We start from the raw sequence: 20,021 nt of genomic DNA, 5'->3' as shown, positions 1-20,021 counted from the left end.
GTCTCCAGCGCCACCACTCGGGACAACCCCCTGACCCAACAGGCGCGGGGCGCCCCGCGCGCGGGGGCGGCGCGCCCCCCGACGGCGTCACCGCCCGGCCGGGGAGAGGGTCAGCCGAGCGGAATCCCGTTGACCGGCAGGCCGTGGGTGGGCAGGCCCTGCACCGGCAGTCCGCCGAGGAGGCCGGCCACCGGCTTGGTCGGGCCGCTCGCGAGGACCTGCTGGACGGCGGGCTGGACGGCGGTCAGCCCGGCACCGAGGGCACTCTGCCCCTGCGTCACGGCCTCCCCGGCACCCGGCAGCGCCTTGGAGACGTTCTCGGCCGGCAGCGTCTTGGTGACGGTGTCCAGGGCCTGGGAGGAATCCGGGACGGCCGGGGCCGCGTTGGCCGCGCCCGCGCCGACGGCGGCGAAGGCGGCACCGAGGGCGGCGACACCGAGGGTCTTGGCAGCAGACTGCTTCATCGTCAATGCGTCCTTGGAATGCGGTGGGGGATCGACAAACATCCTGAGCGGTCCACGACCGTAAACATGGCGGACCACCCGCCGCAAACACCGAAATGCGGACGGCTTGTGAAAGCACGTCCGCATTCCGCACCCCGCCCGGATGCCCTGTCAGACCTCCGTGTCGGCAGAACCGCTGGTGGAAGCGGTCCCCCGGAACAGCCACTCGGATTTCAGCTCTGCATATCCGGGCTTGACGACGTCATTGATCATGGCAAGGCGTTCATCGAAAGGAATGAACGCTGATTTCATCGCATTGACGGAGAACCACTGGAGGTCGTCGAGCGTGTAACCGAACGCCTCGACGAGGTGCTCGAATTCCCGGCTCATACTGGTACCGGACATGAGACGGTTGTCCGTATTGACGGTGGCGCGGAAGTGGAGCCGGCGGAGCAGCCCGATCGGGTGGCCGGCGTAGGAGTCGGCAGCTCCGGTCTGGAGGTTGGAGCTGGGGCACAGCTCCAGCGGAATCCGCTTGTCCCGGACGTAGGAGGCGAGCCGGCCGAGCCCGACCGTGCCGTCCTCGTGGACCTGGATGTCGTCGATGATCCGGACGCCGTGCCCGAGCCGGTCGGCGCCGCACCACTGCAGGGCCTGCCAGATGGACGGCAGCCCGAAGGCCTCACCGGCGTGGATGGTGAAGTGGTTGTTCTCGCGCTTGAGGTACTCGAAGGCGTCGAGGTGCCGGGTGGGCGGGTAGCCGGCCTCGGCACCGGCGATGTCGAAGCCGACGACGCCCAGGTCCCGGTAGCGGTTGGCGAGTTCGGCGATCTCCAGGGAGCGGGCCGCGTGCCGCATGGCGGTGAGCAGGGCGCCGACCCGGATCCGCCGGCCGTTCTCCCGGGCGAGCGCCTCGCCCTGCCGGAAGCCCTCGTTGACGGCCTCGACCACGTCCTCCAGGGTCAGCCCCTGTTCCAGGTGCTGCTCGGGGGCGTAGCGCACCTCGGCGTAGACGACGCCGTCCTCGGCCAGGTCCTCGGCGCACTCGCGCGCGACCCGGACCAGCGCGTCCCGGGTCTGCATCACGCCGACGGTGTGCGAGAAGGTCTCCAGGTACCGCTCCAGCGAGCCGGAGTCGGCGGCCTCCCGGAACCAGATGCCCAGCTTGTCCGGGTCGCTCTCCGGGAGCTGGGTGTACCCGGTCTCCCGGGCGAGATCGGCGACCGTGCCGGGACGCAGCCCGCCGTCGAGGTGGTCGTGCAGCAGAACCTTGGGCGCCCGGCGGATCTGGTCCGGCGTCGGGGTGTTCGCGGTGCTCTGGCTCGTCATTTCCGCACTCTAACTCCTACGCGCGTAGATCGCCCGGCGCTCGACTTTTTCGCTCTCCGTCGATACGGAACGGTGACCCCACGGACGGGTCAAGTCCACCGCGACTTCTGACACTGTTCTGTCATGGCACAGCAAGCGACACCGGTGCGAACGGCCAGACTGGGCAGGGCAGTCGGTCAGGAGCCGACGGCGGTGAGCGGAGCGGTCCTGCTGCTCCCGGGCGGCGAGGAGAACTCCGCGCGCAAGCCGTCCCTCGTATGGGCGACGGCGTTCGTCCGCGCGCTCGGCCGCAGGCTCGCCCGCGACGGCCGCGACGAGGGCCTCGCCGCGCATGTCGTCCACTACCGCTACCGCGGCTGGAACGGCAGCGAGGCGCACCCGGCGGGCGACGCGAACTGGGCGGCCGACGAGGTGGTACGACGCTACGGCGACGTGCCCGTCTGCCTGCTGGGCGTCGGGATGGGCGGCCGGGCGGCGCTGCGTGCGGGGGGCCACGAGGCCGTCAACTCGGTGGTGTCCATCGCCCCTTGGCTGCCGGAGGCGGACGTGGCGGCGCCTGAGGAACCGGTCCGGCAGCTGGCGGGCCGCCGGGTGCTGATCGTGCACGGCACGAACGACGAACGGACCGATCCGGAGCTGTCGTTCCGGCTGGCGGCACGGGCGAAGAAGGCGAACCGGGAGGTGTGCCGGTTCGAGGTGCACTCCGACGGGCACGGGTTGCATCAGCACCGGGACGAAGTGCTCGCGCTGGCCTCGGACTTCGTGATGGGGGCGTTGTACGGGTGTGCGCTGTCGCGGCCGGTGGAGGACGCGCTGGCCGCGCCGCCGCCGATCGGGTTGCGGATGCCGTTGGCCGCGGGGTTCGGTAAGTCGTTGAGGCGGTAGGGGTGGGGGGTCGGGGGTGTCCGGGGTGCGGGTGCGTGGGGGCTGGTCGCGCAGTTCCTCGCGCCCCTGACGGGGCGCTGTGCCTAGGTCGGGAGCAGGTTGCCCCTTCTTGAGAGCAGGAACTTCTTGAAGGCGGCCACCGGGGGCGTGTCCGGGTGGCCCTGGAGCCACGCCACGCCGATCTCCCGCGCCGCCCTCGGGGCCGTGACCGTCAGTTCGGCCACTCCTGGGCGGGGGAACGCGGGCGGCGGGAGGAGGGCGACGCCCAGGCCCGCCGCCACCAGGCCCCTCAGGGTCTCCGCCTCCTCCCCCTCGAAGGCGATACGGGGCCGGAAGCCCGCCTCCTCGCAGAGGTCGTCGGTGATGCGGCGCAGGCCGTAGCCCGGTTCCAGGGTCACGAAGGTCTCGTCGGCCGCCTCCGCCAGGCGGACGCGTCTGCGGGTGGCCAGGCGGTGGTCGGCCGGGACCACCAGCCGGAGTTTCTGTTCGTCGAGGCGGCGGGCCACCAGGTCGGGCGCGTCCGGGACCGGGGAGGTCAGGCACAGGTCCAGCTCCCCCGCGCGGAGCTTCTCGAGCATCGCCTCGCCGTAGTTCTGGACGAGGCTGAAGCGGATCCGGGGGTGGTCGAGCCGGAACGCCTGGAGCAGGCCGGGGACCGTCTCCGCGCCCATGGTGTGCAGGAAGCCGAAGGCGACCTTGCCGGTGGTGGGGTCGGCGTCGGCACGAACCTCGTCGGCGGCGCGCCGCACCTCGGCGAGGGCACGTTCGACCGAGGTGAGGAAGGTACGGCCAGCGGGGGTCAGGGAGACGGTGCGGCCGTGGCGGCTGAAGAGGTCGACGCCGAGGTCCTCCTCCAGGCGGGCCACCGCGCGCGAGAGGGTGGACTGGGGGACGCCGAGTTCCTGCGCGGCCCTGGTGACGTGCTCCGTGCGGGCCACTCCGGCGAAGTACGCGAGGCGGGGAGCCAGCGACATCGTCATGTCTTCTGTGTCACTGAACGGTGACAGCCGCTCCGCCGACCTGTGCTGATGCTCCATGGGAACGATTATGGCGATTCCATGCATTGGACGGATCAAGAGGGGGTCCGTACGTTCGAAGCATGTCTCCCGCCAGTACCGAGGCGTCCACCAGCGTGGTCGCCGTCCCGTCCGCTCCCCCCGCCGACTCCCGGCTGACCCCGGGCGGTCCCGGCTACCGCCGGATGAGCTTCGCTCTCTTCCTCGCCGGTGTCGCGACCTTCGCCCTCCTCTACTCCACACAGGCGCTGCTGCCCCTGATCTCCGACGGCTACGGGGTCAGCGCGAGCGACGCCAGCTGGACGGTGGCGGCGGCGACCGGCGGCCTGGCGCTGTTCGTCCTCCCGATGAGCGCCCTGTCCGAGCGTTTCGGGCGCCGTACGGTCATGACGGCGTCGCTGGCGGTGGCGGTGACCGTCGGCCTGCTGGTCCCCTTCGCGCCCTCGCTGGGCGTACTGGTCGTGCTGCGCGGCGTCCAGGGCGCGGCGCTGGCGGGTCTGCCGGCCTCGGCACAGGCCTACCTGGCGGAGGAGGTCCGCCCGAAGGCCCTGGTGACGGCCATCGGCCTGTTCGTCGCGGGCAACAGCGTCGGCGGGATGAGTGGCCGGGTCATCACCGGCTGGGTGGCACAGGAGTGGGGCTGGCGGGTCGCCGTCGGCGCCATCGGCGTGGTCGCCGTGGGCTGCGCGGTGGCCTTCCGGCTGCTGCTGCCCGCCCCACGGCACTTCACGGCGGGCTCGCTGCACCCGCGCCGCCTGCTCGGCACGGTCCGCGACCACCTCGCCAACCCGCTGCTGCGCCGCCTGTACGCGATCGGCGCGCTCTTCATGACCGTCTTCGGCGGCGTCTACACGGTGATCGGCTACCGCCTGACCGAAGAGCCGTTCTCGCTCCCCCAGGGCATCATCGGCTCGATCTTCCTGGTGTACCTGGTCGGCACGGTGTCGGCGTCCGCGGCGGGCCGGCTGGTGGGCCGCCTCGGCCGCCGGGGCGCCCTCTACCTGGGCGGCGGTACGACGGCCACCGGTCTGCTGCTCTCCCTGGCCGACTCGCTCCCGCTGGTCCTGCTGGGCCTCGTCCTGATCACCGCGGGGTTCTTCGCGGGCCACGCGGTGGCCTCCTCCGCGGTCAGCAAGACGGCGACCCACGGCCGCGCCCAGGCCTCGGCCCTCTACCAGTCCGCGTACTACATCGGCTCCAGCGCGGGCAGCACGGTCGGCGCGCTGGCGTTCCACGCCCAGGGCTGGTCGGGCACGGTGAGCGTCGGCCTCCTGGCGATAGCGGGCGTCGTGACCATCACGGTCCTCGGCTCGATGGCGGCCCGCCGCCACCTCGTGGCCAACGCCCACTGACGCGACCCAAGCCCCACGGCCGGCCCCCACCTGCACGTTCCCCAAGAACCGGCGCCATTGTCAGTCCCCTGCGCTAGCTTTCAGGTGCTGGAGCGCGAAGGCGCGTGAGAAGGCCACGTGGGGTGGGTGGACGGCATGACCAACAGCACGGCGACCGCGGAGCTGGACGTCGCACTGGAGAAGCACCGGACCGAGCTGACCGGGTACTGCTACCGGATGCTCGGCTCCTCCTTCGAGGCCGAGGACGCCGTCCAGGACACCCTGGTGCGGGCCTGGCGCAGCTACGCCACGTTCGAGGGCCGCTCCAGCCTGCGGTCGTGGCTGTACCGGATCGCGACCAACGTCTGCCTGGACATGCTGAACGCGGGCAACAAGCGGGCCCGCCCCATGGACCTGTCCGAGTCGACGCCGCTGGCCCAGGCGGCGCTCTCGCCCCGCCCCGACAACACCTGGCTGGAGCCGGTACCGGACGCGCGCGTCCTGCCGACCGTGGACGACCCGGCGGAGGCGGCCGTGGCCAAGGAGTCCGTCCGGCTGGCCTTCATGGCCGCGCTCCAGCAGCTGCCGCCCAAGCAGCGGGCGGTGCTGATCCTGCGCGAGGTGCTGGCCTGGAAGGCGAGCGAGGTCGCCGAGCTGCTCGGCACCTCGGTCGCCTCGGTGAACAGCGCCCTGCAGCGGGCCCGGGCCACGCTGGCCGAGCAGCAGCAGTCGGGCGCCGCCGCCGAGGTCTCCGACCCGCTGGACGAGGAGCAGCAGAAGCTCCTGGAGCGCTATGTCGCGGCCTTCGAGGGGTACGACATGACGGCGCTGACCGCGCTCCTCCACGAGGACGCCATCATGACGATGCCGCCGTTCGACCTGTGGCTCACCGGTCACGACGACATCGCCGGTTTCATGACCACCCTCGGCTCGGCCTGCGAGGGCTCCCGGCTGTTCCCGGTCCAGGTCAACGGCCTGCCCGGGTTCGCCCAGTACAAGCCCGACCCGGACACCGGCGGCTGGACCCCGTGGTCGATCCAGGTCCTGGAGATCTCAGCCGGACGGCTGACCGGGTTCCACTTCTTCCTCGACACCAAGCGCTGGTTCCCGCTCTTCGACCTCCCCCTCCATCTCGATGCGGAGTCCGACGAACCGCAGCAGGGAGCGTAGGGCGGGGTCGGGGTCCCGTAGCCGTATCCGGCCACCGGCCCGGCGGGCGGTCAGCTCCAGCCGGGCCAGCAGGTCGACGGCCGCGAGGCCCGGCGGTCCCAGGCCGCCGACGTCGCAGACGACGATCCGGGTCCCGCCGCCCCGGAGCAGCGCCCGCACGTCGTCGCAGAGCCCCGGCACCTCGTCCCTGGCGACGGGGCCGGCCAGCACGAGCACGGCGGGGGTCACGGCATCCACGAGCGGTAGACCGGTGCCGGCCTGACAACTCATCGGGATCGCAGGGATCACAAAGTTGACCTGCACCTGATCCGCACCAGAGGGTCAGGTGTATGCCCCACAGATCAGCACCCGCCCCGATACCCGACGGCCCGGCGCACCCCACGGGGGTTCCGTGCAAGGGGTGCTGAGCGGCTTCGCGGTGATCGCGATCGTGATCGCCGTCGGTTACGTCCTCGGCCGCGGCGGCCACCTCGGGGCGAACGGCCGCGAGGTCCTCACGAAGCTCGCCTTCCACGTCGCCTCCCCCGCGCTCCTGTTCACCACCCTCGCGAAGGCCGACCTGGCGGTGATCTTCTCCAGCCGCCTCCTGGTGACGGCCCTGTCCACGGCAGCGGCGGCGGGCGCGTTCACGGCGGTGGGTGTCGTACGGGGCTGGGGTGTGGGCCGTACGACGATCGGCGCGCTGTGCTCCAGCTACGTCAACTCCGGCAACCTCGGTATCCCGATCGCGGTGTACGTGCTGGGCGACGCGTCGCTGGTGGCCCCGGTGCTGCTGTTCCAGGTGGTGCTGCTCACCCCGGTCGCCCTGACGGTGCTCGACCTGTCGGGCGCGGGCGAGAAGGGCCCGTGGTGGCGCCGCCTGCTGACCCCGCTGCGCAACCCGATCGCCGTCGGCTCCCTCACCGGAGTCACGGTCTCGGGTCTCGGGATCCACGTCCCGGGCCCGGTCATGGACCCCCTGACCCTGATCGGCAACATGTCCGTCCCGGCGGTCCTGCTCGCCTTCGGCATCTCCCTGCGGGGCAGCACGCTCCCCGGCCGGGGCCGCGAACGCCACCCGGTCTTCCTGTCGGTGGCCCTGAAGTCGGTGGGCCAGCCGGTGGCCGCCTGGGCCCTGGCGTCGGCCGTCTTCGACCTGCACGGGGCGCCCCTGCTGGACGTCACGGTGACCTCGGCGCTGCCGGCCGCGCAGAACCTGTACACGTACGCGAGCACCTACCGGGTCGGCGAGGAACTGGCCCGCGACTCGATCCTGCTCTCAACGGTGCTGTCGGTACCGGTGCTGGTGATCGTGGCGGCGCTGCTGGGGTGACGCGCCGGTCAGTCGGCGGGGAACTCCGCGGTGTCGATCGTGAGGCCGAACGGCTCCGGCAGCTTGACGGGGTCGCCGAACTTGACCGCGCTGAGGACCCGGTAGACATCGCCCTTCGGCTCACCGTAGAGCGTCGCGGTGGGGCCGCCGGGGGCCCAGCGGTCGATGAGGAGGTACAGCGGGATGCCCGCGGTGGCGTAGGCGGCGGGCTTGCTCACGCGGTCGTGGCGGGCGTTGGACTTGGAGGTCACCTCGACGACCAACTCGGCCAGCGCGGCCGGGATGTGGGATTCCGCCTCCGCACAGTCCTGCACGGGTGCCACCACCAGGTCCGGGATGAGCATGCCCAGACGCGAAGGCACCGCGATGGCGAGTGTCTGGAAGATCTCCAAGTCCTCGGGGACCACGCTGTAGAGGCGGCGCTGGATGCGCGCCGCGATCACGTTGTGGCGGGAGGCGGGAGCAGGTGACACGGTGACGATCCCCTCGATGATCTCCACCTTGCTGCCCTCGGGCCATTCCATCTCCTCCCAGAACTGGACGAGTTCGTCCCAGCTCTGCTCGGGGTCGTGGCCCACGGTGAGTGCGCTCATGGCGGTCTCCTTCGGTTGCGTCACCGATCTCAGCATGCCGAACGGGACCGGCGCAGGTCCACCGGTCCCGTTCACCCGATCGGGCAATCCCCTGGTCAGGCGATACGTTCCAGCACGACCGGGGACGCCGTGAAGTCCGTACCGGCCGCCTCGATGTCGTACGAACCCTCGACCGCCTGGAGTGCGTACTCGAAGCGCTCCGGGGTGTCGGTGTGCAGGGTGAGGAGGGGCTGGCCCGCCGTCACCGTGTCGCCGGGCTTGGCGTGGAGTTCGACGCCGGCGCCCGCCTGCACCGGGTCCTCCTTGCGGGCGCGGCCCGCGCCGAGGCGCCAGGCGGCGACGCCGACGCCGTAGGCGTCGAGGCGGGTCAGGACGCCCGAGGAGGCGGCCTTCACCACGTGCTGCTCCTTCGCCACCGGCAGGACCGCGTCCGGGTCGCCGCCCTGGGCCGCGATCATCCGGCGCCAGACGTCCATCGCCGAACCGTCGGCCAGCGCCTTCGCCGGGTCGGCTTCGCGGATGCCCGCCGCGTCGAGCATCTCCCGGGCCAGGGCGACGGTCAGCTCGACGACGTCGGCCGGGCCGCCGCCCGCCAGGACCTCCACCGACTCGCGGACCTCCAGGGCGTTGCCCGCGGTCAGGCCGAGCGGGGTGGACATGTCCGTGAGGAGCGCGACCGTCTTCACGCCGTGGTCGGTGCCGAGGCCCACCATGGTCGAGGCCAGCTCGCGGGCGTCCTCGACGGTCTTCATGAAGGCGCCGGTGCCGACCTTCACGTCCAGGACCAGGGAGCCGGTGCCCTCGGCGATCTTCTTCGACATGATCGAGGAGGCGATCAGCGGGATCGCCTCGACCGTGCCGGTGACGTCGCGCAGGGCGTAGAGCTTCTTGTCGGCGGGGGCCAGGCCGTCGCCCGCCGCGCAGATCACGGCGCCGGTCGTGTCCAGGACGTGCAGCATCTCCTCGTTGGAGAGCAGGGCGCGCCAGCCGGGGATCGACTCCAGCTTGTCGAGGGTGCCACCGGTGTGGCCGAGGCCGCGGCCGGAGAGCTGCGGGACGGCCGCGCCGCAGGCGGCGACGAGAGGGGCGAGCGGCAGCGTGATCTTGTCGCCGACGCCGCCGGTGGAGTGCTTGTCGGCCGTCGGGCGGGACAGGGCGGAGAAGTCCATGCGCTCGCCGGACGCGATCATCGCGGCGGTCCAGCGGGCGATCTCGCGGCGGTTCATGCCGTTGAGCAGGATGGCCATCGCGAGCGACGACATCTGCTCGTCGGCCACCTCGCCCCGCGTGTACGCGTCGATGACCCAGTCGATCTGCTCGTCGGTGAGTTCACCGCGGTCCCGCTTGGTGCGGATGACGGAGATGGCGTCCATGGCCATGACGTTCCCTTCGAAGTATTGCGAAGCGCACGGCCCCTCCGCGCGGACGGGCGGGGAGGGGCCGTACGGGATTACTTGGCGAGATGGGCCGGGCCGAAGGCCTGGGGCAGCATCTCGGAGAGGGGCAGGACGCCCTCGGGGGTGTCCAGGAGGAGGTCCGGGCCGCCGAACTCGTAGAGCAGCTGGCGGCAGCGGCCGCACGGGACGAGCAGTCCGCCGGTGCCGTCCACGCAGGTGAAGTGCGTGAGCCGGCCGCCGCCGGTGCGCTGGAGTTCGGAGACCAGTCCGCACTCGGCGCACAGGCCGAGGCCGTACGACGCGTTCTCCACGTTGCACCCGGAGACCGTGCGGCCGTCGTCCACCAGGGCCGCGACCCCGACCGGGAAGCCGGAGTACGGGGCGTAGGCGTGGGACATGGCCTCCCGTGCCTCGGTCCGCAGGGCCTCCCAGTCGAACCCGGCGCCGGGCGTCACTTGCCCTGCCCCTTCCGGTACGGCAGGCCGTCCGCCTTCGGCATCCGCAGGGACTGCGCGGACAGCGAGAGCACCAGCAGGGTGACGATGTACGGCGTCGCGGTCACGAGCTGGCGCGGGACCTCGTTGGTGGAGGCGTACCAGACGAACATCAGGGCCGATACGACGATCGTGGCGACGGCCGGGACGTACTTCTTGCGCCAGGCGAGGTAGGCCGCGCCGAACACCAGCAGGATCGCGATCAGCAGGATCAGCGCGTGGACGTTCACCGTGCCGCCGCGCAGGTTGAGGCTGTCGGTGTAGCCGAACAGGCCCGCGCCGAGAGCGAGGCCGCCCGGCATCCAGTTGCCGAAGATCATCGCGGCGAGACCGATGTAACCGCGGCCGGCCGTCTGGCCGTCCAGGTAGACGTTGGAGGCGACGATGGAGAGGAACGCGCCGCCCAGGCCCGCGAAGCCGCCGCTGATGATCACGGCGATGTACTTGTACTTGTAGACGTTGACGCCGAGGGACTCGGCCGCGACCGGGTTCTCGCCGCAGGAGCGCAGCCGCAGGCCGAAGGCCGTGCGCCACAGGACCCACCACGTGACCGGGACCAGGGCGACCGCGACGACGGTCAGCGGGGAGAGGTCGGTCAGCAGACCGCCGACCAGGCCGGCGACGTCCGAGATCAGGAACCAGTGCTTCCCGTTGAGCGTGTCCAGCCAGTCGGACAGGCCGGGGACGCTGAAGGTGCCCAGTGAGTCGATCGGCGGGGACTGCTTCGAGGAGCCGCCGGGGGCGTTCTCGAAGGTGAACTTGGAGAGGTAGCGGGTGGCGCCCAGGGCGAGGATGTTCAGCGCCACACCGGAGACGATGTGGTTGACGTTGAAGGAGACGGTGGCGACGGCGTGCAGCAGGGCGCCGAGCGCACCGCCGAGGATGCCGAAGAGCACGCCGACCCAGGGGCCCCACTGGTAGCCGGCCCAGGCGCCGAACCAGGTGCCGAGGATCATCATGCCTTCGAGGCCGATGTTGACGACGCCCGCGCGCTCGGCCCACAGGCCGCCGAGACCGGCGAGGCCGATCGGGACGGCGAGGCGCAGCGCGGTGGACATCTGGCCGGTCGAGGTGATGCCCTCGGCGCCGGTGATGATGCGCACGGCCGAGGTGAGGACCAGGACTCCCGCGATGACCAGCAGGAGTACCGGGAGCGACATTCGGCGGCCGCCCTTGCCGGGCTGGGTCGCCTGCGGCTTGGCGATGGTCGCGGTGGACATCAGGCCGCCACCTCCTTCTTGGTGTTCTGGGCGGCGGCCGCGGCGAGCTCCGCGCCGACCTGGCGCTGCTGGCGGCGCAGGCCCCACTGGCGTACGGCTTCGTAGGAGATGACGACGGAGAAGACGATCAGGCCCTGCATGATCGTGGCGATCTCCTTCTCGTACGCCACCGGGGTGGCGTAGTCGAGGGCGGGCGAGGCCTTGTCGAGGAAGGCCCACAGGAGGGCGGCGAAGGCGATGCCGCCGGGGTTGTTGCGGCCGAGCAGGGCGATGCCGATGGCGGTGAAGCCGAGGCCGGCCGGGAAGTCCAGGCTGTAGGTGTGGGAGTCGCCGAGCAGCAGCGGGAGGCCCGCGAGGCCGGAGACGGCACCGGAGATCAGCATGGAGATCAGGACCATGCGCTTGGCGTCGACGCCGGAGGCGGCGGCCGCCGACTCGGAGGCGCCGGTGGCGCGCAGGTCGAAGCCGAAGCGGGTGCGGTTGAGGACCACCCAGTAGGCGACGCCGAGGGCGATGGCGACGAAGACCATGCCGTAGATCTCGCCGACGTCGGCGCCCAGGTTGATGCCGGGGAACCAGCCGGACTTCTTCATCACGCCGGTCGTCATGTTGTTGCCGACCTGGACGCCCCACACGTTCGAGAGGGTGACGTAGCCGATCAGGCTGGTGGCGATGGCGTTCAGCATGATCGTGGCGACGACCTCGCTGACCCCCCGGGTGACCTTGAGGACACCCGCGATGCCGGCCCAGAAGGCGCCGGTGAACATGGCGACCAGGAGCAGCATCGGGATCTGCAGGAAGGCGGGCAGGCCGATGTTGGCGCCGACCACGGCCGTCATCACGGCGGCGAGCCGGTACTGGCCGTCGACGCCGATGTTGAACAGGTTCATGCGGAAGCCGAGGGCGACCGCGATGGCCGCGATGTAGTACATCGCCGCCTGGTTGACGATCAGGACCTGGATGTCCGAGTACGGCAGCTGCTGGAGCATCAGCACGTACGGCTCGAACGGGTTGCGGTTCGAGGCCAGCAGCACGATCGACGTCAGCGCGATCGCCAGGACGAGCGCGATGACCGGGCCGGCCAGCGCGAGGAGCACCCGCTCCTTGTCGAACTTCTTCATCGGTCCTGGTCCTCCCCGGACACATCGTCGGAATCGTGATGCTCCAGGTGGCCGGTGGCGGCCCCTGTCATGGCCGAGCCCAGTTCCTCGGGCGTGATGGTGGCCGGGTCGGCGTCCGCGACCAGCTTTCCGTCGTAGATCACCCGCAGGGTGTCCGACAGGCCGATCAGCTCGTCGAGGTCGGCGGAGATCAGCAGCACGGCCAGGCCCTCGCGGCGGGCGTCGCGGATGCGGTCCCAGATCTGCGCCTGGGCGCCGACGTCCACACCGCGGGTGGGGTGGGCGGCGATCAGGAACTTCGGGCGGTGGCTCATCTCGCGGCCGACGATCAGCTTCTGCTGGTTGCCGCCGGAGAGGGAGGCGGCGGTGACGTCGATGCCGGGGGTGCGGACGTCGTACTCCTCGACGATCCGGCGGGTGTCCGCCTGGGCGCCCTTGATGTCCAGCCAGAAGCCCCTCGCGTTGGGCTTCTCGGTGACGTGGCCGAGGATGCGGTTCTCCCAGAGCGGGGACTCCAGGAGCAGGCCCTGGCGGTGCCGGTCCTCGGGGATGTAGCCGACGCCGGACTCGCGGCGCTTGCGGGTGGCCCAGCCGGTGATGTCCTCGCCGAGGAACTCGATCGCGCCGGAGTCGGCGTGCCGGGTGCCGATGAGCGCGTCGATCAGCTCGGTCTGGCCGTTGCCCTCGACGCCGGCGATGCCCATGACCTCACCGGCGTGGATGGTGAAGGTGACGTCGTCGAGGACGCGCTTGGCGCCGTCGCCGGGCTCCGCGATCAGCACGCCGGTGCCGCCGCTGGCCGCGGGGGCGGGCTCCGCCTCGGGACCGAGGGAGGCGCCGGCGGCGTAGACGGTGAGGTTCCGCACGGTGATGACGGCCTGGTCGGTGACCGTGGACTCGGCGGTCTCCGGGGTGGGCAGCTCGCTGCCGACCATCAGCTCGGCGAGCTGGCGGGGGGTGGTCTCGGAGGGGATCGCGGTGCCGACGGTCGTACCGCGCCGGATGACGGTGATGTCGTCGGCGACGGACAGCACCTCGCCCAGTTTGTGGGAGATGAAGATGACCGAGAGGCCCTCGGACTTCAGCTCGCGCAGGTTGTCGAAGAGCGCGTCGACCTCCTGCGGGACCAGCACGGCGGTGGGCTCGTCGAGGATCAGGGTCTTGGCGCCGCGGTAGAGGACCTTGAGGATCTCCACGCGCTGCCGGTCGGCGACGCCGAGGTCCTCGACCAGGGCGTCCGGGCGGATGCCGAGGCCGTAGCGGTCGGAGATCTCGCGGATCTTCTTCTTGGCGTTGCCGCCGATGCCGTACAGCTTCTCGCTGCCGAGCACCACGTTCTCCAGCACGGTCAGGTTGTCGGCCAGCATGAAGTGCTGGTGGACCATGCCGATGCCGCGCGCGATGGCGTCGGCCGGGGACGAGAAGGTGACCTGCTCGCCGTCGATCGCGATGGTGCCCTCGTCCGGCTTCTGCATGCCGTAGAGGATCTTCATCAGGGTCGACTTGCCGGCGCCGTTCTCCCCGACGAGGGCATGGACGGTGCCCTTGCGGACGGACAGGTGGATGTCGTGGTTGGCTACGACACCCGGGAATCGCTTGGTGATCCCCGCCAGCTCGACCGCGGCTGTCGTCTCTGCGGTGAGCGGAGGGCTGCTGGACGCGTCGATGGCGCACTCTCCTCGGGAAAGGGGCCGCTCTACGCGCGTAGCGCCCCTGCTTTAAATAGTGCCCGGACCTGACCGAGCTTTTTCGACTCTCGATCCGTTCCGAGCATTCTGCCGCGCGAACGGGGAGTGGCTCTGCCGTTGGACCGCGGGGAGCCCGCAAGGATCTCCCCGCTGGGCGCCCGGGTCTCCGGCCGATCACCCGGGCCCGTGTCCAGGGTCCTCGGTCGATCACCCGGGCCCGTGCCCAGTCCAAGTCCCCGGCAGAGGCGCGGGAAGTCATCCTTCCCGCACCCCGTTCCGTGGCCGTAACGCTGCCATTACAGCGTTCTTTTGGCCATGCCTACGACATGGTCATGACCGTCGGGTCAGGAGGTCTTGACCACGATGGAGCCGTTCTTGATGCCGGCCTCGGCCTTCTTGAGCGCGGCCTGCAGGGTGGCGTTGTTCTTGAAGGCGGGGTTCGAGTCGGCCAGGCCGACGGCACCGTTGTTCAGGGAGCCGCGGATCTCGCCGGACAGCGGCTTCTTGTCCTTGATGACGGACTTGGCCAGGTCGTAGACCGCACCCTCGACGTTCTTGAGGGCCGACGTCAGGATGTAGTTCTTGTACTTCGACAGCGCGGCCTGGTTGTACTGGTCGGAGTCGACACCGATCGCCCACACCTTGTGCGCGGCGGCGGCCTTGATGACGCCCTGGCCGGAGAGGCCGGCGGCGGCGTAGACCACGTCGGCGCCGGCGCCGATCTGGCCCTCGGCGGCGGCCTCACCCTTGTCGGGGCTGGAGAAGCCGCCCTCCTGGGCCGTCTGGGTCAGGTACTGGGCCTTGACCGTGACGTTCTTCTTGGTGTCCTTGACGCCCTGCTCGAAGCCCGCCTCGAACTTGTGGATCAGCGGGACGTCCACGCCGCCGATGAAGCCCACGGTGTTCGACTTGGTGGACAGCGCGGCGGTGACGCCGGCCAGGTACGAGGACTGCTCCTCGTGGAAGACCATGTCCGCGACGTTGCTGGCCTGGTCCTGGTTGTCGTCGATGATACCGAAGGTGACCTTCGGGAACTTCGCGGCGGCCTCCTTGACGGCGGGCGCGTAGGCGAAGCCGACGCCGATGACCGGGTTGTACCCGGACTTGGCCAGGGTCTCCAGGCGCTGCACCTTGTCCGCGTCCGACTCGCCGTCCTGCGGCTCGATGTCCCGGCCGCTGACGCCGAACTCCTTGTCGGCCTTCTGGAAACCGGCGTAGGCGGCGTCGTTGAAGGACTGGTCGCCCTTGCCGCCGACGTCGTACGCGAGACCGACGCCCTTGGACGCGCCACCCTTCCCGGTGGACGAGCTGGACGAACTGCCGCACGCTGAAACGGTGACGGCGAGGGCTGCGGTTGCAACGCCCGCAACCGCGATACGGGACACCCGGCGCATGGAACTTGACTCCTTTGTGCAAGCGCCCAAACCAGGCGCTGGTTCCGCCGCAGCGTAACGCGCGTAGACCAGACGGAAAACCCCCAATGTCCGGTCCGTTATCTAGCTGTGGCCACTGTCACGGCCCACCGTCACGGACAGCAGTACGCCCCTTGCAGGAGGCAAGGGGCGTACTGCTGCGGCCTATATATGCGGGGTCACTTCGTGTTGACGGTCACCTTGCCGTCGATGATCTCCTGCTTGGCCTTGTCGACGGCCGCGACGACCTTGGTCATGGCCTTGTACTTCGGGTTGGTGTCGGCGAAGCCGACGCCGCCGGTCTTGAGGGTGCCCTCGACCACGCCGCTCTCCGGCTTGCCCTGGTAGACGGACTTCACGAGGTCGTACACGGCGCCGCCGACGTTCTTCAGGGCGGAGCCCAGGATGTAGTCCTTGTACTTGGCGAGCGCGGACTGCTGGTACTGGTCGGAGTCGACGCCGATCGCCCAGATCTTGGCGGTCGCGGCGGCCTCGATCACGCCCTGGCCGGAGAGCCCGGCCGCGTGGTAGATGACGTCGGCGCCGGCGTCGATCTGGCCCTGCGCGGCGGCCTTGCCCTTGTCGGGGCTGGAGAAGCCGCCTTCCTGGGCGGTCTGGGTCAGGTACTGCGACTCGATCTTGATCTTCGGGTTGACCGACTTGGCGCCCTGGTCGAACCCGGCCTCGAAGGTGTGGATCAGGGGGACGTCGACGCCGCCGATGAAGCCGATGTGGTCCTTCTTGGTGGCGGAGGCCGCCGCCACGCCCGCGAGGTACGACGACTGCTCGGCCGCGAAGACCATGTCGACGACGTTCTTAGCGGTCACCTCGTTGTCGTCGATGATGCCGAAGGTGATCTTGGGGTACTTGGCCGCGACTTCCTTGACGGCGGGCGCGTAGGAGTAGCCGACACCGATGATCGGGTTGTAACCGGCCCGGGCCAGCGTGTCGAGGCGCTGCACCTTGTCGGCGTCGGACTCGCCGTCCTGCGGCTCGATGTCCCGGCCGCTGATGCCGAACTCCTTCTCGGCCTTCTGGAAACCGGCGTAGGCGGCGTCGTTGAAGGACTGGTCGCCCTTGCCGCCGATGTCGTAGGCGAGGCCGATGCCCTTGCCGTTGTACTTGCCGGACGAGCTGGTGGTGGAGCCACCGGTGTCCTGGCTGGACTTACCGCACCCGGCGGCCGCGAGGGCGATGACGGCTACGGTCACCGCGGCTTTGGAGAACCTCGTCCTCCGAGAGACAGAACGCACAGCACGTACCCCTTCGTCCCCACGGCACCGTCACCGGCCCGTTGCTCAACCGGCCACCCGCGGTGGCGATTTCGGCGCACAGTAACGCGCGTAGAAGGGAAGGGGAACGGGGTTTCTCCGCGCCGTTATCGAACCGTGCCGACTCCGGGTTACAAGTGGAGATCGCCGGTTACGACGGGGTGACACAAGGGGGCGAAGGGGGCTTGCCGGACACCCCGCGCCCTACGGAGACCCGACGGCCGGGGGTGACCGGACGGAGGCCGGAAGAACGGACGCCGGGACGGGCGGTGGTCGGACGGCGGGCGGGGGCGTGGCAGGTGGGTGCATGGCAGGTGGCCGGACGGCAGGGGGGGGCTGCGGCCATACCGGTGGCGGGCGGGTGGCAGGCGGGCGGCGGTCCGGGTCGGCGGCCGCGCGGCGGTCCGGGCCGGCGGCCGCGCGGCGATCCCGGGCAGGCACCCGGGCCCGCGGCCGTACCGGCGACAGGCGGGCGGGCCGGCGGCCGCGCGGTGACCCCGCGATCGGCGGCCGACCCGTGGACGGACGCCGGACCGGCGGGCAGGCGCAGCCGTGCCCGTGGCCGTACCGGTGGCGGGCAGGCGGGCGCCCAGGACTGCCGCCACGCGGCGACCCCGCGATCGGCGCTCGCCGGGGGGGGCAGCCGGGCCCGTGGCCGTACCGGCGGCAGGCAGGCGGGCGCCCCAGGCCGGGGGCCGAACCAACGGCGGCCGACCGGGGGCGGGGCGGATCTGCGGTCGGGCAGGGGGGCGGACGGCCGGTCGGCGGGCGGGCGCCAGGCCGTAGCCGGGCTGATCGGCAGCCGGATGGGCGGCCGGCGGCCAGGCGGGGCGCCGGACCGGTCGGCAGTCGGGCCGGGCGGTGGCGAGGTGACCGTTTCTGCCGGCGCCGCGTCTACATGGTCGCGTCGATCAGGGCGGCGGCCGTGAAGAGTTCCACGCCCACGGTGATGGCCCGTTCGTCGGCGTCGAAGTCGCCCTGGTGCAGGTCACGCACGGTCCGCTCACCGGGGGTCCGCACCCCGAGCCGCGCCAGGGCGCCCGGGACGTGCTCCAGGTACCAGGAGAAGTCCTCCCCGCCGAGGCTCTGCTCGGTCGTCTCGATGGCCTCGGAACCGCGGCGGGCGATCATCGCCTCCCGGAGCAGTTCGGTGATCACCGGGTCGTTGACGACCGGCGGCACCCCGCGCACGTAGTTGATCTCGGACTTGGCCCGGTGCAGCGTGGCGATCTCCTCGACGGCCGCGTACACCACGTCGGGCGCCTGCCGCCACGCCTCGATGTCCAGGCAGCGCACGGTCCCGGAGAGCTCGGCGTGCTGCGGGATGACGTTGGGCGCGTGCCCGCACTCGATCCGCCCCCAGGTCACGGCGAGCCCGGCGCGGGTGTCCACGCGCCGCCCGATGAGCGCCGGCACGTCCACCGCGACCCGGGCGGCGGCGGTGACCAGGTCGGTGGTCAGATGCGGCCGGGCGGTGTGCCCGCCGGGCCCGTCCAGGGCCACCTCGATCCGGTCGCAGGCGCTGGTGATGGCGCCGGTCCTGAGCCCGATGCGCCCGGCGTCCACCCGGGGGTCGCAGTGCACGGCGATGATCCGCCCCACCCCGTCCAGCACCCCGTCCGCGATGGCGTCGGCGGCGCCGCCGGGCAGCACCTCCTCGGCAGGCTGGAAGAGCAGCCGCACGGGGCGCGGCAGCTTCCCCTGCCGGTGCAGGTCGGCGAGGACCAGCCCGGCGCCCAGCACCACGGTCGTGTGCACGTCGTGCCCGCAGGCGTGCGCCCGGTCCGGGACGGTGGACCGGTACGGGCACTCGGTCTTCATGTCCGGGATGGGCAGCGCGTCGATGTCGGCGCGCAGGGCGAGCATCGGCAGCCCGTCCCCGGCCGGCCCGATGTCACAGAGGAGCCCGGTCCCCGACCCGAGGACACGCGGTCGCAGCCCGGCTTTCTCCAGCCGTTCCTTGATCGCGGCCGTGGTGCGGAACTCCTGATTGCCTAGCTCGGGGTGCATGTGCAGGTCGCGGCGGAAGGCTACGAGTTCGGCGTGCAGCTCCTCGCTGAGCACGCCGGGGAGCACATCCCCGGGGAGGTCGGCCTCGGACTCTAGGGACATCAATTGGTTCACCCTCTGAAGGGTAGGACGCCCGAAGGGTCAACTGACCCGAGATCAACAAAAGTTCAGCCCGTTAGGGGAAGAAACTCTGACCGGGTAGGCATGACCTCGGACGTGGCTGGGTAACACGTATGTTTCCTCTTCCACGCATACCACGTCTGACGACGATCACGCCGGTTCTGTCCAGGGATCGAAACGCGACCGGGCCGGTCCCGCGACTTCGCCACGCGGCCCACGCCCGCCCGGTAGCCTGCGCGTCCGTGACGGACTCGGACACGACCGACTTCATAGAGACCACCCGTACGTCCTACGACACGATCGCCAAGGACTACGCCACCGCCTACCCCGGTCTCCCCGACCGGCCGGTGGACATGTCCCTGATCGGCGCGTTCGCCGCGCTGGTGAAGGCGAACGGCACCGCGCCGGTGGCGGACCTGGGCAGCGGCCCCGGTGACGTCACCGCCCATGTGAACGGCCTGGGCGTACCGGCCTTCGGCATCGACCTCTCGCCCGCGATGGTCGCCCTGGCCCGTGCGGCCCACCCCGGGGTCCGTTTCCACCTGGGCTCGATGACGTCGCTCGACCTGCCCGACGCGACCCTTGGCGGGATCCTCGCCCTCTACTCGATCATCCACATCCCCGACGCCCACCTCCCGGACACCTTCGCCGGGTTCCACCGCGTCCTGGTCCCCGGGGGCCATGTCCTGCTGGCCTTCCAGAAGGGCGAGCCGCCCGGCCTGCACCTCACCGAGCGCTTCGGCCACCGGATCGACCTCCGGTACCACTGGCGTCCGGCGTACGCGGTGGGGGACATGCTCTCCAAGGCGGGCCTGGACGTGGCGGCGACCCTGATCCGGGAGCCGCTGGACGGCGAGAAGTGGCCGCGGGCGTTCGTCCTGGCACGGAAACCGAAGGAGGGGCCGTCCGGCCGATGATCCGGCCCGGTCTGGTTACTCGGGGGGCATGAGTCATGTGAACCCCGATCCGGAGCCCGAGCGGACCACCGGGCTGGAACCCGGAGGCGGCGTCCCGCCCGGCGAGACCCCGCCCGCCGAGAGCAGCATGCCGGGTGCCGGGCCCCTGGAGACGCACAACCCGACCAAGGGCTGGGCCAAGGCCCCCTTGACCCTGATCCTGCTCCTCGTCGCGCTCGTCGCGGCCTTCTTCCTGGTCTACGCGCTGGTGCTGATCCTCTAGGGGACAGCCGGCCCTCTGGGGGACAGCTGA

19 protein-coding genes are annotated in these 20,021 nt (G+C 71.0%); 6 read left to right on the top strand and 13 right to left on the bottom strand.

Going from position 1 to position 20,021, the window contains the following annotated elements:
• Nucleotides 1-110: 110 nt before the first annotated feature.
• Both AB0G52_RS39600 and AB0G52_RS39595 read right to left on the bottom strand, forming a co-directional pair.
• Nucleotides 111-464: an ATP-binding protein gene (locus AB0G52_RS39600; RefSeq protein WP_132891289.1), complete on the bottom strand. Its 354-nt coding sequence runs from the start codon at nucleotides 462-464 to the stop codon at nucleotides 111-113.
• A 150-nt stretch (nucleotides 465-614) separates the two neighbouring features.
• The gene (locus AB0G52_RS39595; protein WP_361343921.1) at nucleotides 615-1,772 is read right to left on the bottom strand and encodes an adenosine deaminase; all 1,158 of its coding nucleotides are present in this window, start codon (nucleotides 1,770-1,772) and stop codon (nucleotides 615-617) included.
• 123 nt (nucleotides 1,773-1,895) lie between these two features.
• On the opposite strand from AB0G52_RS39595, the gene AB0G52_RS39590 reads away from it, so the two are divergent.
• Nucleotides 1,896-2,657, top strand: coding sequence for an alpha/beta hydrolase (locus tag AB0G52_RS39590; RefSeq protein WP_132891291.1), 762 nt, complete (start codon nucleotides 1,896-1,898; stop codon nucleotides 2,655-2,657).
• A gap of 83 nt (nucleotides 2,658-2,740) precedes the next feature.
• On the opposite strand, the gene AB0G52_RS39585 is transcribed toward AB0G52_RS39590, so the two are convergent.
• A complete protein-coding gene (locus tag AB0G52_RS39585; protein ID WP_132891292.1) occupies nucleotides 2,741-3,694 on the bottom strand; it encodes a LysR family transcriptional regulator in 954 nt (317 codons plus the stop codon).
• Nucleotides 3,695-3,756: 62 nt separating this feature from the next.
• Here AB0G52_RS39585 and AB0G52_RS39580 point away from each other — a divergent pair, with 62 nt between their 5' ends.
• Together AB0G52_RS39580 and AB0G52_RS39575 are read left to right on the top strand one after the other, a co-directional pair.
• Nucleotides 3,757-5,025 (top strand): MFS transporter, encoded by a 1,269-nt coding sequence (locus AB0G52_RS39580; protein WP_361343918.1) that lies wholly within the window; start codon nucleotides 3,757-3,759, stop codon nucleotides 5,023-5,025.
• Between the two features lie 135 nt (nucleotides 5,026-5,160).
• The gene (locus tag AB0G52_RS39575) at nucleotides 5,161-6,174 is read left to right on the top strand and encodes a sigma-70 family RNA polymerase sigma factor (protein ID WP_361343916.1); all 1,014 of its coding nucleotides are present in this window, start codon (nucleotides 5,161-5,163) and stop codon (nucleotides 6,172-6,174) included.
• Here AB0G52_RS39575 and AB0G52_RS39570 read toward each other — a convergent pair.
• Entirely contained in the window at nucleotides 6,058-6,444 is a 387-nt protein-coding gene (locus tag AB0G52_RS39570; RefSeq protein ID WP_132891368.1) for an STAS domain-containing protein, read from the bottom strand. The genes AB0G52_RS39575 and AB0G52_RS39570 overlap by 117 nt on opposite strands.
• 121 nt (nucleotides 6,445-6,565) lie before the next feature.
• On the opposite strand from AB0G52_RS39570, the gene AB0G52_RS39565 reads away from it, so the two are divergent.
• Nucleotides 6,566-7,486: an AEC family transporter gene (locus tag AB0G52_RS39565; RefSeq protein ID WP_132891295.1), complete on the top strand. Its 921-nt coding sequence runs from the start codon at nucleotides 6,566-6,568 to the stop codon at nucleotides 7,484-7,486.
• 8 nt (nucleotides 7,487-7,494) lie between these two features.
• On the opposite strand, the gene AB0G52_RS39560 is transcribed toward AB0G52_RS39565, so the two are convergent.
• The 9 genes from AB0G52_RS39560 to AB0G52_RS39520 all read right to left on the bottom strand — a co-directional run bounded on the left by AB0G52_RS39560 (nucleotide 7,495) and on the right by AB0G52_RS39520 (nucleotide 18,794).
• Entirely contained in the window at nucleotides 7,495-8,079 is a 585-nt protein-coding gene (locus AB0G52_RS39560) for a Uma2 family endonuclease (RefSeq protein ID WP_361343912.1), read from the bottom strand.
• Nucleotides 8,080-8,174: 95 nt separating this feature from the next.
• Nucleotides 8,175-9,458 carry a thymidine phosphorylase gene (locus AB0G52_RS39555; protein WP_132891297.1) on the bottom strand — a complete coding sequence of 428 codons (1,284 nt, stop codon included), beginning with the start codon at nucleotides 9,456-9,458 and terminating at the stop codon, nucleotides 8,175-8,177.
• A 71-nt stretch (nucleotides 9,459-9,529) separates the two neighbouring features.
• Complete coding sequence (locus tag AB0G52_RS39550; protein ID WP_132891298.1) at nucleotides 9,530-9,931, bottom strand: cytidine deaminase; 402 nt, start codon at nucleotides 9,929-9,931, stop codon at nucleotides 9,530-9,532.
• On the bottom strand, nucleotides 9,928-11,190 hold the full coding sequence (locus tag AB0G52_RS39545; protein WP_132891299.1) for an ABC transporter permease: 1,263 nt from the start codon (nucleotides 11,188-11,190) through the stop codon (nucleotides 9,928-9,930). The genes AB0G52_RS39550 and AB0G52_RS39545 overlap by 4 nt, the downstream gene beginning before the upstream one ends.
• On the bottom strand, nucleotides 11,190-12,311 hold the full coding sequence (locus tag AB0G52_RS39540) for an ABC transporter permease (RefSeq protein WP_132891300.1): 1,122 nt from the start codon (nucleotides 12,309-12,311) through the stop codon (nucleotides 11,190-11,192). The genes AB0G52_RS39545 and AB0G52_RS39540 overlap by 1 nt, the downstream gene beginning before the upstream one ends.
• On the bottom strand, nucleotides 12,308-13,978 hold the full coding sequence (locus AB0G52_RS39535; RefSeq protein ID WP_132891301.1) for an ABC transporter ATP-binding protein: 1,671 nt from the start codon (nucleotides 13,976-13,978) through the stop codon (nucleotides 12,308-12,310). Before AB0G52_RS39535 ends, AB0G52_RS39540 begins: the two co-directional genes overlap by 4 nt.
• A gap of 365 nt (nucleotides 13,979-14,343) precedes the next feature.
• Entirely contained in the window at nucleotides 14,344-15,393 is a 1,050-nt protein-coding gene (locus AB0G52_RS39530; protein ID WP_361343907.1) for a BMP family ABC transporter substrate-binding protein, read from the bottom strand.
• A gap of 197 nt (nucleotides 15,394-15,590) precedes the next feature.
• Nucleotides 15,591-16,622, bottom strand: a complete 1,032-nt coding sequence (locus AB0G52_RS39525; protein WP_132891303.1) for a BMP family ABC transporter substrate-binding protein — start codon at nucleotides 16,620-16,622, stop codon at nucleotides 15,591-15,593.
• Nucleotides 16,623-17,576: 954 nt separating this feature from the next.
• Nucleotides 17,577-18,794, bottom strand: a complete 1,218-nt coding sequence (locus AB0G52_RS39520; protein WP_132891304.1) for a M20 family metallopeptidase — start codon at nucleotides 18,792-18,794, stop codon at nucleotides 17,577-17,579.
• Between the two features lie 260 nt (nucleotides 18,795-19,054).
• Between AB0G52_RS39520 and AB0G52_RS39515 the strand changes: the two genes are divergently transcribed.
• On the top strand, nucleotides 19,055-19,729 hold the full coding sequence (locus AB0G52_RS39515; protein ID WP_361343904.1) for a class I SAM-dependent methyltransferase: 675 nt from the start codon (nucleotides 19,055-19,057) through the stop codon (nucleotides 19,727-19,729).
• A 28-nt stretch (nucleotides 19,730-19,757) separates the two neighbouring features.
• The gene (locus tag AB0G52_RS39510) at nucleotides 19,758-19,991 is read left to right on the top strand and encodes a DUF6480 family protein (RefSeq protein ID WP_132891306.1); all 234 of its coding nucleotides are present in this window, start codon (nucleotides 19,758-19,760) and stop codon (nucleotides 19,989-19,991) included.
• Nucleotides 19,992-20,021: the final 30 nt, after the last annotated feature.

The sequence above is a fragment of the Streptomyces sp. NPDC021562 genome (assembly GCF_040640875.1).
GTDB lineage: Bacteria > Actinomycetota > Actinomycetes > Streptomycetales > Streptomycetaceae > Streptomyces.
This window is presented reverse-complemented; position numbering and strand designations above follow the sequence as displayed.

Excerpts from the sequence above, each read along its gene's own strand:
- AB0G52_RS39600 (WP_132891289.1), bottom strand. The coding sequence starts at position 464 with ATGAAGCAGTCTGCTGCCAAGACCCTCGGTGTCGCCGCCCTCGGTGCC.
- AB0G52_RS39595 (WP_361343921.1), bottom strand. The coding sequence starts at position 1,772 with ATGACGAGCCAGAGCACCGCGAACACCCCGACGCCGGACCAGATCCGC.
- AB0G52_RS39590 (WP_132891291.1), top strand. The coding sequence starts at position 1,896 with ATGGCACAGCAAGCGACACCGGTGCGAACGGCCAGACTGGGCAGGGCA.
- AB0G52_RS39585 (WP_132891292.1), bottom strand. The coding sequence starts at position 3,694 with ATGGAGCATCAGCACAGGTCGGCGGAGCGGCTGTCACCGTTCAGTGAC.
- AB0G52_RS39580 (WP_361343918.1), top strand. The coding sequence starts at position 3,757 with ATGTCTCCCGCCAGTACCGAGGCGTCCACCAGCGTGGTCGCCGTCCCG.
- AB0G52_RS39575 (WP_361343916.1), top strand. The coding sequence starts at position 5,161 with ATGACCAACAGCACGGCGACCGCGGAGCTGGACGTCGCACTGGAGAAG.
- AB0G52_RS39570 (WP_132891368.1), bottom strand. The coding sequence starts at position 6,444 with ATGAGTTGTCAGGCCGGCACCGGTCTACCGCTCGTGGATGCCGTGACC.
- AB0G52_RS39560 (WP_361343912.1), bottom strand. The coding sequence starts at position 8,079 with ATGAGCGCACTCACCGTGGGCCACGACCCCGAGCAGAGCTGGGACGAA.
- AB0G52_RS39555 (WP_132891297.1), bottom strand. The coding sequence starts at position 9,458 with ATGGCCATGGACGCCATCTCCGTCATCCGCACCAAGCGGGACCGCGGT.
- AB0G52_RS39545 (WP_132891299.1), bottom strand. The coding sequence starts at position 11,190 with ATGTCCACCGCGACCATCGCCAAGCCGCAGGCGACCCAGCCCGGCAAG.
- AB0G52_RS39540 (WP_132891300.1), bottom strand. The coding sequence starts at position 12,311 with ATGAAGAAGTTCGACAAGGAGCGGGTGCTCCTCGCGCTGGCCGGCCCG.
- AB0G52_RS39530 (WP_361343907.1), bottom strand. The coding sequence starts at position 15,393 with ATGCGCCGGGTGTCCCGTATCGCGGTTGCGGGCGTTGCAACCGCAGCC.
- AB0G52_RS39520 (WP_132891304.1), bottom strand. The coding sequence starts at position 18,794 with ATGTCCCTAGAGTCCGAGGCCGACCTCCCCGGGGATGTGCTCCCCGGC.
- AB0G52_RS39510 (WP_132891306.1), top strand. The coding sequence starts at position 19,758 with ATGAGTCATGTGAACCCCGATCCGGAGCCCGAGCGGACCACCGGGCTG.